This window comes from Wolbachia endosymbiont (group A) of Philonthus cognatus (assembly GCF_947251755.1).
Taxonomy (GTDB): domain Bacteria; phylum Pseudomonadota; class Alphaproteobacteria; order Rickettsiales; family Anaplasmataceae; genus Wolbachia; species Wolbachia pipientis.
Map to the genome: position 1 here is coordinate 1,482,144 of NZ_OX366388.1, position 13,082 is coordinate 1,495,225.

Sequence of the window (13,082 nt, forward strand, 5' to 3'; positions counted from 1 at the left end):
ATTACCCTTAATTATACTCTAACTTTAACTCATCAACCACATATTGTGGCACTTGCTCATAACAAGAAAAATGCATACTATACTGCGCCCTTCCCTGAGACATAGAACGCAAAACGTTGATATAACCAAACATATTTGCAAGAGGTACCGAAGCAGTAATTATTTTACTATTATTACCTAAATCGAGCATATCAGCAACATTTCCTCTTCTACTATTTATATCACCCATAACATCACCCATATATTCTTCAGGAGTAATGATTTCAACTTTCATTATAGGCTCCAGCATTTTTGGACCAGCTTTATTTGCCATCTCTTTAAAAGCACCTTTAGCAGCAAGTTCAAAAGCTAAAGGACTAGAATCAACCTCATGAAAAGCACCATCAAGAAGGGTAGCCTTAAAATCAATCAACGGAAATCCCGAAATTATACCACCTTCTTTTATCAACTCCAAGCCATTTTCTACCCCAGGAATATACTCTTTTGGAATAGCACCACCTACAATTTTACTTTCAAATTGAAACCCAGAACCAGGCTCAAGAGGTTCAAATTTTATTTTAACCTTAGCAAACTGACCAGCTCCACCAGATTGTTTTTTATGAGTGTAATCAATTTCAACAGATTTAGTGATAGTTTCACGATATGCAACCTGAGGAGCACCGACGTTAGCCTCAACGTTAAATTCGCGCTTCATTCTATCAACAATAATCTCAAGATGGAGCTCACCCATGCCTTTCAATATAGTCTGGCCACTTTCCGCATTTACTGACATTCTCAAAGAAGGATCTTCTGCAACCAACCTATTTAGAGCAATACCTAATTTTTCCTGATCTGAAGTGGTTTTAGGTTCCACAGCAATTTCAATAACAGGCTCAGGAAATTCCATACGCTCCAATAATATAGGAAAATCAACAGAACATAAAGTATCTCCGGTGGTTGTTTTCTTTAGCCCAACTAAAGCAACTATATCTCCAGCCCTAGCCTCAGTTATATCTTCTCGGTTATTTGCATGCATAAGTAACATTCTGCCAATCCCTTCAGTTTCGTTTTTTAACGCATTTGAAGCGGTAGATTTAGACTTTAATTTACCAGAATAAATACGGATAAACGTCAAGCTGCCTACAAATTTATCCGTCATCACTTTAAATGCAAGAGCAACAAATTTCTCTTTTTCTGAAGGTTTGACCTCAATTTTCTTTTCTGAATCTTTAGGATCAATTCCAACAATTACATCAACATCAATAGGAGAAGGTAAAAAGTCAACCACACCATCTAAAAGTGGTTGTACGCCTTTATTTTTAAAAGCTGATCCACACAACACAGGAACAAATTTTCCTTTAATGGTCCCATTTCTCACGCATTTTTTCAGTAAATCCACTGGCAGATCATTAGACTCAAAGTAAGTATTCATCGCTTCATCATCCATCTCAGCTGCAGCATCTAATAAAAGATTTCGATATTCTTGAGCCTTATCAAGCAAATCAGAAGGAATATCTTCATAAGAAAATTTAGCGCCCAACGTTTCTTCTTGCCATATAATGGCTTTCATAGAAATAAGGTCAATTATACCTTTGAAATCTTTCTCACTCCCTATTGGTAAATGAATAACTAAAGGTGCTGCACCAAGCTTCGTCTTTATCATATCAACACATCGATAAAAATTTGCCCCTATTCTATCCATCTTATTAACAAAGCAGATACGAGGAACGCTATATTTATCAGCTTGACGCCACACTGTCTCAGATTGAGGTTCAACTCCAGCAACTCCATCAAATACAGCAACTGCACCATCCAAAACCCTTAAAGATCTCTCAACTTCAATAGTGAAATCAACGTGACCAGGAGTGTCTATTATATTGACCCTATGATCATTCCAAAAACATGTTGTTGCAGCAGATGTGATTGTAATACCACGCTCTTTTTCTTGCTCCATCCAATCCATAGAAGCTGCACCATCGTGCACTTCACCAATTCTATTTTGCTTACCAGTATAAAATAAAATACGCTCTGTTGTGGTAGTCTTACCAGCATCTATGTGAGCCATTATCCCTATATTTCTGTATTTAGATATTCCAATTTCCATATCACAATTAATTAGCTAACATTAAAAACGAAGATGAGAAAATGCCTTATTAGCTTCAGCCATTTTATATTTTTCTTCGCACATCTTAAACGCACCACCGCGTTTATTATAAGCATCCAGTATTTCAGATTGCAAACAATCAACAGTGGTTTTTCCACTCTTTTTTCGAGCAGCAGAAGTTGCTTTAGCAATCCACCTTAACGCTAAAGAAACCGCTCTATCTTGTCGAACTTCAACAGGTACTTGATAAGTTGCACCACCAATGCGTCGAGAACGCACTTCTATAGAAGGAGTAACATTTCCTACTGCTGTCTCAAAAATTGATAACCCACCTTCGCCTATTTTCTTTTCAGCTAAAGACAAAGCGTCATAGATAATCTTTTCTGCAGTAGATTTTTTACCACATTTCATGATTGTATTAATGAAACGCATCAGCAAAACACTGCCGTAACGCGAATCAGGACTTATTTCTCTTTTTTTTGCTTTATTCCGACGAGCCATAAACTTTAACCAGATTTCTTTACACCATATTTTGAACGAGCTTTCTTTCGATTTTGCACACCACGCAGATCAAGGGCACCTCTTATTATGTGATAACGCACACCTGGCAAATCTTTAACCCGCCCACCACGTATCAAAACAACAGAGTGTTCTTGTAAATTATGACCTTCACCAGGTATATAAGCCGTCACTTCACCATACCCACTAATTTTTACTCTGGCTACTTTACGGAGTGCTGAGTTAGGCTTTCTAGGAGTTGTAGTATACACCTTAGTGCAAACACCTCTCCTTTGAGGGTTGCTTTCTCCCAAAGCTGGTACCTTTTTCTTATGGGTCAATCCTAATCTACCCTTACGTATTAATTGATTTATCGTAGGCATATGTTATAAACTCAAGCTCATTAAAATAACTAAGTTTTTAGTTATAAAATAATAAACCTCAATAGTCAATATAAAAATAAACATTACTACTCTAATAATTAAGCTCAACTGCCTTGAAAGCCATCAGTAGACTTCTTGCACTACCTCCCAAGCCACAACTGTCATTCAGTAGAAACGAAAAAACTTACTTGACACCCTTCGCCAGCCCCATTATCATGGTACTGAAGGTATTCATTTATCTTCAATCTGTGCAGATTAAATGACAACAGTATTACGTAATTGGCGTCTTATTTTTAATTTTTTGCACTATGCACACTTTACTTCTTCACAACATTTCTGGGTTTTTACCTATATAAGCTGAAACGCGCTTATAAAGCGTTTAAGACAGTATAGTACGCCAATTTGCAGGATTAGAGAGTGACAACTAGCTAATACGGGATATCTTTTGCCTTTTTTTCTGCTTAGTAAATTTCTTAAACATTTAAACTAAGGTGAGTTGCATTTAAAATGCAGCTAAATTGCAGTGTTTAAGACTTAAAAAACGCCAATGTTTTTAAATAGATATTAGCCGGGGCTTCTTTTGTCTTTTTTTTCTATTTGGTAAATTTCTTAATGTTTATGGCTAAACGACAATCGTCATCCCGCTACGTGTTAGCGGGATCTAGAGATACCGTGTCGGTATGACGTGGACTGCTGTCATTCCGCTACGTGTTAGCGGCTAAGATACCGCGAATGAATCGCGGTATGACGGTTCGTGGCGGTATGACGTAAAGCTCGCGTTAGCTATACTTTTATGCTCACCAACTTAGCTGGATCCAAGTAGTCAAGCTACTTGGATCTGCAAATTGCAATGTTCGTACAGCTGCGTGCTTGACACCGGGATTTAGTGCAGCTATCCTAAACTCAAAGATTTACGCTCATCTTTTGGCTGAAAGGAACACATTTTTAGAATAATGAAAACAATCAGCACTTTAATTCAAGAAGGATCGGAGTTATTATCGTCACATAAAGTTGAATCACCACATTTAGATTGTGAAATCATCATGCAGCACGTACTTGGAGTGGAAAGATCATTCATAATTATGAACCATGCTGATCAAGTGCCGATGGAAAAAGAACTTTTATTTTGGAAGTTAACAAAAAAAAGAGCGGAAAGATATCCAATATCGCAAATAATAGGTACTCGTGAATTCTGGAGTAAAAATTTTATAGTTAACCAGCATGTTTTAGATCCAAGACCAGATAGTGAAACATTAATCTCAACAGTGTTAAAATATTACCCAAACAAAAAGCAGAAACTAAAAATTGCAGATTTTGGTACAGGCACAGGTTGTTTATTGATATCCGTACTTAGTGAATATGAATATGCTGTCGGTATCGGTTTTGAAAAAAGCTTGGAAGCATACAAAGTTGCCTATCAGAACACAAAGAAACATAATCTTCTCAGCAGAGCCAAAATATTTCCAAGTTCGTGGGCAGAGTGTAGCGATTTATTTGATCTGATAATTAGCAACCCTCCATATATTAAAAGAAGCAAATTGAAAGACTTGCAAGCTGAAGTGCAAAAGGAGCCAAGAATTGCCCTTGATGGTGGAATTGATGGTCTGAGCTGTTACTTGAGCATTTTTCCAATATTGAGAAAGTGCCTTAAAAAAAATGGGTTTGCGATATTGGAGATAGGTGAAGATCAAAGCAATATTGACAAAATAATCCCCTCATACGAATTAGCTTTTCAGGAATATGTATATGATTTGGCAGGAATGAAGAGAGGCATTGTTATGCAAAAAACATAGCTAATGTTTTCTTGTATTATCTCCTTCATCCCATATTATCCTATGTCATCCCAGTACCCTCTACCTAGTCATCCAAGTAGCGTGACTACTTGGATCTATATTTAACTAGATCCTATGGTCAAGCCATAGGATGACAGGAACGGTTTTATGCATTTTTTAAAGGGCAACATGTTTAAGCTTTGCTGGCAAAGTGGAAAGTAAGGCCAGCTTCTATGCCGTGTGTGTGAAATAGTCGATTACCTATATTTATTTTATCTGTTTTCGCAGCCTCTATCGGTTTATTATTGTCAACGAGTTCATTATACCGCCTTGTTTTGCTGACTTTATCGTCTACCACTTCCCTGAACGCTTCTGCTTCAAGCGTAAAATTGCTATCAATAACACCACCAACAGCAAAACCCCTATATCCGATATGCATATTTACATCTTCATTTATGCGATAATCAAGGCCAGCTTTTAATTGACCTGCAGGTCTTATTGACGATTTTTCAAACATTGTCATTCTTGTTGCACCAATTCCAATACCAATGTAAGGAGAAAAAGAGAAACGGTCACCCTTCCAATGATGATAAACATTTGCCATTACAGATATGTTCTCAATTTGGTCGTGATTGACTATAGCACGATACAAATATTCTATATCAGTGTTGTCTGCTTGCTTCTTAACTTTTTCCTTTGTGTACGATACAGTCATTTGATTGCTTATTAAACCAATATTATCCACTTTTACAGAAGAATACATCCCTTCCAATTCAGCCCTATAGCTGTTGCCATTCAATTCCCCTGTATAACCCAATACTACATTTGCAGCAAAAGGTGGATTATAATCTCCTTTATACTCACTTAGTGACTGACCTTTTGTGTTCTGAGCATCCCTGTCATTTATAGACAAATTTTTGATACCTGTAGTGCTTGTTTTTAGTTCACCCATGCCATTAAAAAATTGACCATAATACCCACTACCAAAGTAAAACCCTTCTGTTTCACTTGCAAAAGATTGTTGTGACAACAGCAAAGCAAGTGCTGTAACCGCTAATGTTTTTTTACTAATCATTACTACTCCCCTAGTTAAAATAGCTAATCTAATACTAATTAATTAAAAATGGCTTAATATGAAAAACCTAATTATTTGCATAACTTGCACTTTTCCGAGCTAAAAATAGGCAAAGTTAACCTTACTTCTCGTCATTTTTGAATTTATCCTCATCTTCAAATTCATCCTCCTCTTCTTCGTCATCAAACCCATCATCGCTCCTATCCTCATCTTCCTCGTCATCATCTTCAAACTTATCGTCAATATCTTCATCATCAATATCTTCGTCTGCAAATTCATCTGATTCATCATATACTGCATCTTCTGTTTTAGTCTCAGCAGGATAATCAACTGAATTAGGCCCCTCAAGAGCATTATTCCCCTCGTTATTAACCTTATCTTTGCTCGCAGCGGCAGAAAGAACTTTATTTGGGTCATATGGTTCTTGTGTAGGCACACGAGTTTGCTTGAGCAGCCTTCTTGTGAAGGTGGTATCACTGTAGTACAAAATTTTCTTTGATTTAATTGGGTAAGTCGACTCTATTAAAATTATCTGATCGTCACGTGGCAACATAATAACTTCTTGAGGCAATAGCAATGCTCTTTGTATTTCAGAGATATGTAATGACCTTGAAGCAGGATTTAAATCTAAAAATTTAGGCTTATTCAACGATTCTTGTTGTACAGTTTTGTTTCCTATAAGTTGCGATATTAAATTAGCTGTTTCAATATTATTGGCTGCAAAAGTTATTCTGTAAGTCGAGTTTGACAAAAAGGAGTTCATCCCTGCTTCTTCGTATATTCCTTTGAGCTGCTCAGTATCTTGAACAATTAAGAATAACCTAACTCGATAACCACGAAAATATGCAATACCTGTTTGAAATTGCTCCATTTTTCCAAGTGTAGGAAACTCATCCATTAAAAACAATACGCCATAAGGCTCGTCATCCGATGGCAATTTTCTACATAAAAACTCAGTTGCCTGTTGGTAAAAAACCTGCATTAAAGGCCTGAGCCTAGTCAAGTTGTCAGGAGTTAAACCAACATAAACTGTAATTTTCTTCTTTTTAAAATCTAGAATATTAAAATCACTTGACGCAGTTGCAGTATCAATCAATGGGTTTGCCCACAATTCAAGTGATGAGTTCATGGTTGATACAACACCTGACCTTTCTTTATCAGCTTTTTGTAAAAAAGCTGCAATATTCATATATGCTACAGGGTGTAGTATTTTACCCATTGTATCAAGAGCAACAGCAAGATTATAAACCACGTCATCACTACGCATCGTACGCACAACTTCACCAAAAGATTTAACTTTCTCTGGTGCAGCAAGTAAGTATAATACCACTCCAACAAATAAGCTTCTTGCTTCATTCTGCCAAAAGTCTTGTTCAGGCATGATTAGGTTAGCTATTTTCTGCACATCGTCAACCATCTGCCCAGGTTTTTCACTAATCCATTGTAATGGATTGTAACAGTGACTTATTCCATCTGGCTGCGCTGGATTCCATACGTATACTTTTTGTCCTTGTCGTTCTCGCCAACCACTTGTTATTTCATAGTTTTCTAATTTTATGTCGTGTACAATTACCGAGTCAGTCCAAAATAATAAATTAGGAATTACAAAGCCAACACCCTTACCAGAACCTGTAGGTGCAAATAACAATGCATGCTGAAACCCATCAGAAATGAAGTATCCTCTTTTATCTTTACCAAGCAATAATCCCTTTTTGCTTCTTAATCCTGCTTTTCGTATGTCTTTCTCTGATGCCCACTGCGAATCTCCATGAAGTGATTCCTTCTTTTTAAATGGTCGCCACTCAATTATCCTTTCTCTTAAATTCCATAAGATAATCATTAAAACAATGATAGGCAGTGCAGAAGATATAATTAATGTGATTTTGAGCTCAAGGCTATATAACTCTGGATGATGCCAACAATATTGTATATGATCAAAAATCGTTGGCCAAAGAGCTTGAGGGAAAGGCGTCAAACTAGGATTAATTGCCTTAAAATCCACAGCATCCGGACCATCAGCAAACAGAACAAACAATATACCAGATAGATAGAAGCAAAACTCAAGTACGCTAAAAGCTACTACACCTCCTATGAGAATATTACGTAGGTGATTTCCATTACTCATAAACTACTCTTCCTTAACTTATGTATAAATTTAAGCATTTTCGCTCGCAGATCTAGTAAATAATATCTCAGAAATGCTTCTTTTGCCCCCACCGGTTCTTTTTAGCTGAATAACAATATCAATCACATTTCTAATGTATGGTATAATTTGGTCTGGAGGAATGCCAAGATTTGCCTGCATAACCATCAATTTTATTTGCTCAAGGGCCATTGTTGGACTATCTGCATGAAGGGTTGATATTGATCCAGGGTGACCAGTATTTATCGCCCTGAGAAAACTAAAAGCTTCCGCTCCACGGAGCTCACCAACTATTATTCTGTCTGGCCTTAAACGTAAGCACGCTTCTATCAAATCTTGAGTGGTTACTTTTGCTCTGCCCTGCCCTCCTTTAGAGGCAATTAGATGGACTTTATTGGGATGATCGTTCAAAACGATTTCCCTTGCATCCTCAACAGTAATAATTCTTTCCTCAGCTGGAATAGCACGCAAAGTAGCATTAGTAAAAGTAGTCTTACCAGTGGAAGTTCCACCACTAATTATAATATTTTTCTTACTTATTACAGCGTATTCTAAAAACTCTTTTATTTTTTTTTGCCTTAACAATAAATCCAAATGACGGTCAACTGGATTATCAGTTGCTTCTGTAACAGTTTCAGAAAAAGCCCCCATTTTTTCGTAATCATCGAGTGCTAACTGCATGCTAGAAGGCTTACGAATCGACATTACTACTTTATCAGGTTCACATGCTGGCGGAAATACTATCTGTATACGATAACCATTTGGTAATGTTGCCGAAAGTAAAGGTGCTTCTTCGCTAAGCTTTTGTTCTGTAGCTTGAGCAATCAGTCTGCCAAGAGATTTCAAATGGTTAAGATCGAATACTTCTAATTTTTCACACCTTATTTCACCGCGATTTTCAATCCATACTTCCTTTGGCTTATTTATTGATATTTCATTTACGCCTTCTTCTTGAAATATGCCTTGTAATGGCTCCAAATATGTATCAAGTGCAGCATAGTTCATTTCATTGATTTAATATTGCCTGTGGAGGAAATACTATATCTTGGTTAACAAATACTTTCAATGCAGTGCCTTGATCAACATAAATAGTTGGTTTTTTATCTGTATATCTGCCCACTACATCCCGCATATCTTTAGAAAAATCCTCGATTGATTTCCCGATTGCTTCATCATAAACAGACTTGCTTTTTCTTTGAATTTGTTCTAACAGTTGATTTACAATTTCCAGGCTTATATTTACCTCGTCTTCTTCAATTCCTAGTGCTTTTGCTATTTCCTCTTTCATTATTTTTAGTAAATCTTGTCTGCTTTTGGCACTCCGAATTCTTCCGATAGCCCCAAGGCCTAATTTCCATTTGTCACTAGATATCTTCTTTTCTGGGTCAATAATGAGTTGGAGAGAAGAAAAATCTATTTCGGTTGCAGTGATAGACTTTACTGCATCTCTGATAGTTAGCGTATCAACAAGATTAGAAGCCTTTTGCCCTATAACAGCAGAACCAATCGAAACACCAGCAAGTGTCACTGAAGAGAATAACGCACTTACTATTTTGTTATCAACTATTCCTGCTATTCCTGCTCTACCAAGCTCGTCAGTACTAAGTGATGAGATTGCAATATCTATTCCATGTGGCAGAATCACTCTATTCCAGTTTATATTTACACGAGATTTAGCAACATTCGAGTCAAATGAATAACTGCCTATCAATCTTGAGCCTTTAGGTATTAAAACTGTATCACCAGTTTCTGCATAAACATCTCTACTCACCATAGCACGCAGCATTCCTTGCAGATCAGAGTTTATTGCAGTTTCAAGAACAGCATCAATAATTTTACCTTGAGTAATCATTAAACCAAGCTTTCCTACTCTGGTAGCTTTGCTCGATTGTGCTGAAGTGTCGGATAAAATAGCATCAGCAGCCTTGTTCTCTCCACTACCACCTGAAATTGTCAACATCTGTGCACTACGTCTGTCTCTAGGATAACCGCCACCCCCTATTGTAGGAAACGAGGTAGGTAAATTGCCCATAACATTACTAGAAGGAAAATTTTGCTTTGGCAAAATAGGTATATTTGACACAGGAGTTTCTTTTGGTTTCTCTTCTTCTTTTTTCATCACTTCTTCTTTTCTAATTTGTTTTATTTCTGGTATGATTAGTGGTGTAGGAAGAGGAGGTAAGGGTGGTAAGGGATCAGTTATTATTCTTTCAGGAACCATTACATTATCTGGAACTTGTTCCAACTTTCCTTTCAATTCTTGAACGTTTTGCTTTGTTTCCTCTTTTTTAATAACTTCTGAACCCTCTTTAGGAGAAGGACTAAAATAGAGATAATACACTCCACCAGCCAGAAGCACTAAAATAATGACCATCAATGCCCTATGACCTTGATTAGAGCCAACTGTTACTACCTTATTCTCTATTTCTGATTCATCTTCTGAATTGTTACGCCTTTCTTTATTCATATTGCATGTACCACAGCTAAAGTGACCTATTTATAATTTCAACTTCACCATCTTCATAACGCATAAATAGCTTTTTATGTACTCCTTTTATTATAACATAATCATCAAATAACAGCCTTTTACAAGGTTTATCCTCCCCTTCTACAAAAACCTGAGGTATTTTATTATTATTTCTAAATTTTAAATAGGTTAAATAACCATCATCAAATAACTCGATCGGAACTATATCCGCATTACCACCTTCATCAATATATGTATAATTGTACTTCGTATCATTTTCTTGTATTATTTTTTCTAGCTTGTCTGTAGTATATTGCATTTGAGTAGGTAAAGAAACCTCATCTAAATCAACATCAAATTCACCTTCTTCTTGAGGATAATAAAAACGTACTACGTAAGATATATCCTTTTCAGCAGAATAATCGTGATCCACTTTCTTAGCATCAGTATCCGGGTATTTATCGTAGTTTGGCCTTGAGATTAAATCAAAAATGTAATTTCTTTTTTTAGTTGTCGTAATAATCATGTTAGTGCGACTACTAACTTCAAATGGCATGATAAGCAATTTATTGTCATAAGGATTAATTTTCCAACTTGATGCATCACCAACAGCGATATTTTTAACTTTTTCTCCTTCCGCAAATTCAATATAAGAATAGTAACCCTGACTAAAAACCACCGTAAATACTTCATTAGGGCTATACACAAAAGTCTTTATTCTACTATCTATAGAAATAGGCTCATTATAATTAATGGATGCGTTTAAATTGCCACTTACAAGTAAAGCTAAAACTAATAATATCCTATACATATTCATCATCTACTCTATATGAAATAACTTGAAATCCTAATGGGTTAATATATCTTTGCTGATCATCCATTTCAAGCGATGCATATCTATATGACATAATAACTATCTTATTTTTTCTCGTAGAACTTCCATCTTTCCGTGTAAATTCCACAAAAAATCTCACCTGAAGAGCATCGTTACCCAACTTTTGAATTGAGCGAATTTTAAATTCACTTTTGGTATCTGAATATAAATTAAAAAGATCATCCATATTCTGCGATCCTACATAATTTCTAAATTCATTATACACATTAGGTGAGGAAAACAACCTCACCTTTGTATAATAGTTATAATTATAATGATATGGATCAAAAACCTCCCTTGCTTTTATATACTCTGAAATAAAATAATCGTTTAGCGCTTCATCTGCAGAATACTGTTTTACTGTGACAGGATCAACCAATTGCACTATTCCTGATTTCTTGTCAATTTCTATAACAAATGGCTCAATAGTGCTACTTGTGCTAATTTTAAATATGACTAATATGCTGATAGAGATCGTTGCTAATAATATTAATGCAAATAAAAGTAGAATATTCCTTTGAGCAATAACTGTGCTGTAGCGGTTTGAATTCCAATTTATATCCTTATCTAAGGATTCAGTATTTTTTTCTCGCTTAAAAAATCTTAGCATTTTAGTATTCCTAAAAATCTTAACTTATGTTAATAAACATAGCAAATTAACAAAGTAGTTACAGCAAAAAAGCTAAAAAACTCTTAATCTATGGCCTAATTTACCAAACTTTGTCTCCATATATGAATCGTTATATTTATTACGTTCCACAATAAGTGGTAGACACTTTGTAACTCCTATACCACTACTTTCCAATTCTGACAATTTCCTATCATTGTTTGTAAGTAATTGGATTTTGTTAATGTTCAATTTCTTAAGCATTTTAGCTGCAACAGCAAAACTCCTTTCATCATCTTCAAAACCCAATATTCTATTTGCATCAACAGTATCAAGATTATGTCCTCTTTGCATACTGTACGCTCTTAACTTATTAGTTAAACCAATGCCTCTTCCATCTTGCATCAAATACAATATAATACCACTTCCAGAGTCAGCTATCATTTGAATTGCTTGATGTAACTGACTTCTGCAATCGCATGACAAGCTATCTAACAAGTCACCCGTATAGCACGAAGAATGAATTCTCACTAATGGTTCGTCATCTTTATCTGGATTGCCAATGATAATTGCATGATGTTCTCTTCCACCACTTTCGGTTCTATAAGATATGATATTTACTTCTTGAGTCTGTTTTAAAAATAATGATGTTTTGCACACTTCATATACATCCTGATTTTCTTGAAAATTATTTATGAATGACGTGTCCAGTGCAATAACGTCATTTTTCTCGCACCAATTTCGCATTTCATGGTTATTCTCAAAAGTCATATCAGCCACTAACGCGTATGGCAATAATTCTGAGAACTTAAGCAAGGCAATAGCACATTCATCTATTGTCTTTGAGCATTGCAACTCTTTTATGCAATCTTCCTTTGAACAGTTTATTAAATAGAGCAGTTCATCAAAATTATTCACCAACAGACGTTTGCTGTTATGTTCTTTATTCTGAGATATGTATTTTACCTTACTTGAAGTTAAAGTAACATATACATTACTTGATGTAAGCTTGTATTGATTAAATAAATCTCTTTCTAAAGCCTCAGCAGCAGCAAACAATAGGTAATTACTTTCATCATATATTACAATTGGCCGACCGCGCCTGATTTCGCTGATAGCTCTTTCTACCTTATTGCTACTCTGATTTCCTATAAACATTTTTACCCATATTAAACAGCGA

At 35.7% G+C, this 13,082-nt stretch carries 11 protein-coding genes; 1 reads left to right on the forward strand and 10 read right to left on the reverse strand.

Annotated features, from left to right (window positions below; translation table 11 throughout):
• Positions 1 to 7 precede the first annotated feature (7 nt).
• Genes fusA through rpsL form a run of 3 tightly spaced genes read right to left on the reverse strand, consistent with a single transcriptional unit; the run spans position 8 to position 2,964 of the window.
• Entirely contained in the window at positions 8 to 2,083 is a 2,076-nt protein-coding gene (fusA, locus tag OPR21_RS06840; RefSeq protein ID WP_236514502.1) for an elongation factor G, read from the reverse strand.
• Positions 2,084 to 2,104: 21 nt separating this feature from the next.
• A complete protein-coding gene (gene rpsG / locus OPR21_RS06845) occupies positions 2,105 to 2,584 on the reverse strand; it encodes a 30S ribosomal protein S7 (protein WP_007549313.1) in 480 nt (159 codons plus the stop codon).
• A gap of 5 nt (positions 2,585 to 2,589) precedes the next feature.
• A complete protein-coding gene (rpsL, locus tag OPR21_RS06850) occupies positions 2,590 to 2,964 on the reverse strand; it encodes a 30S ribosomal protein S12 (protein WP_006279787.1) in 375 nt (124 codons plus the stop codon).
• 953 nt (positions 2,965 to 3,917) lie between these two features.
• On the opposite strand from rpsL, the gene prmC reads away from it, so the two are divergent.
• Positions 3,918 to 4,757 carry a peptide chain release factor N(5)-glutamine methyltransferase gene (gene prmC, locus OPR21_RS06855; RefSeq protein WP_265029881.1) on the forward strand — a complete coding sequence of 280 codons (840 nt, stop codon included), beginning with the start codon at positions 3,918 to 3,920 and terminating at the stop codon, positions 4,755 to 4,757.
• Positions 4,758 to 4,929: 172 nt separating this feature from the next.
• Here the strand turns inward: prmC and OPR21_RS06860 are convergent, their stop codons facing one another.
• The 7 genes from OPR21_RS06860 to OPR21_RS06890 form a co-directional block, all read right to left on the reverse strand.
• Entirely contained in the window at positions 4,930 to 5,811 is an 882-nt protein-coding gene (locus OPR21_RS06860; RefSeq protein WP_265029882.1) for a P44/Msp2 family outer membrane protein, read from the reverse strand.
• Positions 5,812 to 5,932: 121 nt separating this feature from the next.
• A complete protein-coding gene (locus OPR21_RS06865) occupies positions 5,933 to 7,936 on the reverse strand; it encodes a type IV secretory system conjugative DNA transfer family protein (RefSeq protein WP_265029883.1) in 2,004 nt (667 codons plus the stop codon).
• 30 nt (positions 7,937 to 7,966) lie between these two features.
• Positions 7,967 to 8,959: a P-type DNA transfer ATPase VirB11 gene (gene virB11, locus OPR21_RS06870; RefSeq protein ID WP_065094644.1), complete on the reverse strand. Its 993-nt coding sequence runs from the start codon at positions 8,957 to 8,959 to the stop codon at positions 7,967 to 7,969.
• A gap of 1 nt (position 8,960) precedes the next feature.
• Positions 8,961 to 10,421, reverse strand: coding sequence for a TrbI/VirB10 family protein (locus OPR21_RS06875; RefSeq protein ID WP_174515709.1), 1,461 nt, complete (start codon positions 10,419 to 10,421; stop codon positions 8,961 to 8,963).
• 16 nt (positions 10,422 to 10,437) lie between these two features.
• Entirely contained in the window at positions 10,438 to 11,238 is an 801-nt protein-coding gene (gene virB9 / locus OPR21_RS06880) for a P-type conjugative transfer protein VirB9 (RefSeq protein WP_174515708.1), read from the reverse strand.
• Positions 11,225 to 11,905, reverse strand: a complete 681-nt coding sequence (locus OPR21_RS06885; RefSeq protein ID WP_151807683.1) for a VirB8 family type IV secretion system protein — start codon at positions 11,903 to 11,905, stop codon at positions 11,225 to 11,227. The genes virB9 and OPR21_RS06885 overlap by 14 nt, the downstream gene beginning before the upstream one ends.
• 72 nt (positions 11,906 to 11,977) lie before the next feature.
• Positions 11,978 to 13,060, reverse strand: a complete 1,083-nt coding sequence (locus tag OPR21_RS06890; RefSeq protein ID WP_010082649.1) for a GTP cyclohydrolase II — start codon at positions 13,058 to 13,060, stop codon at positions 11,978 to 11,980.
• Positions 13,061 to 13,082 lie beyond the last annotated feature (22 nt).

Excerpts from the sequence above, each read along its gene's own strand:
- fusA (WP_236514502.1), bottom strand. The coding sequence starts at position 2,083 with ATGGAAATTGGAATATCTAAATACAGAAATATAGGGATAATGGCTCAC.
- rpsG (WP_007549313.1), bottom strand. The coding sequence starts at position 2,584 with ATGGCTCGTCGGAATAAAGCAAAAAAAAGAGAAATAAGTCCTGATTCG.
- rpsL (WP_006279787.1), bottom strand. The coding sequence starts at position 2,964 with ATGCCTACGATAAATCAATTAATACGTAAGGGTAGATTAGGATTGACC.
- prmC (WP_265029881.1), top strand. The coding sequence starts at position 3,918 with ATGAAAACAATCAGCACTTTAATTCAAGAAGGATCGGAGTTATTATCG.
- OPR21_RS06860 (WP_265029882.1), bottom strand. The coding sequence starts at position 5,811 with ATGATTAGTAAAAAAACATTAGCGGTTACAGCACTTGCTTTGCTGTTG.
- OPR21_RS06865 (WP_265029883.1), bottom strand. The coding sequence starts at position 7,936 with ATGAGTAATGGAAATCACCTACGTAATATTCTCATAGGAGGTGTAGTA.
- virB11 (WP_065094644.1), bottom strand. The coding sequence starts at position 8,959 with ATGAACTATGCTGCACTTGATACATATTTGGAGCCATTACAAGGCATA.
- OPR21_RS06875 (WP_174515709.1), bottom strand. The coding sequence starts at position 10,421 with ATGAATAAAGAAAGGCGTAACAATTCAGAAGATGAATCAGAAATAGAG.
- virB9 (WP_174515708.1), bottom strand. The coding sequence starts at position 11,238 with ATGAATATGTATAGGATATTATTAGTTTTAGCTTTACTTGTAAGTGGC.
- OPR21_RS06885 (WP_151807683.1), bottom strand. The coding sequence starts at position 11,905 with ATGCTAAGATTTTTTAAGCGAGAAAAAAATACTGAATCCTTAGATAAG.
- OPR21_RS06890 (WP_010082649.1), bottom strand. The coding sequence starts at position 13,060 with ATGTTTATAGGAAATCAGAGTAGCAATAAGGTAGAAAGAGCTATCAGC.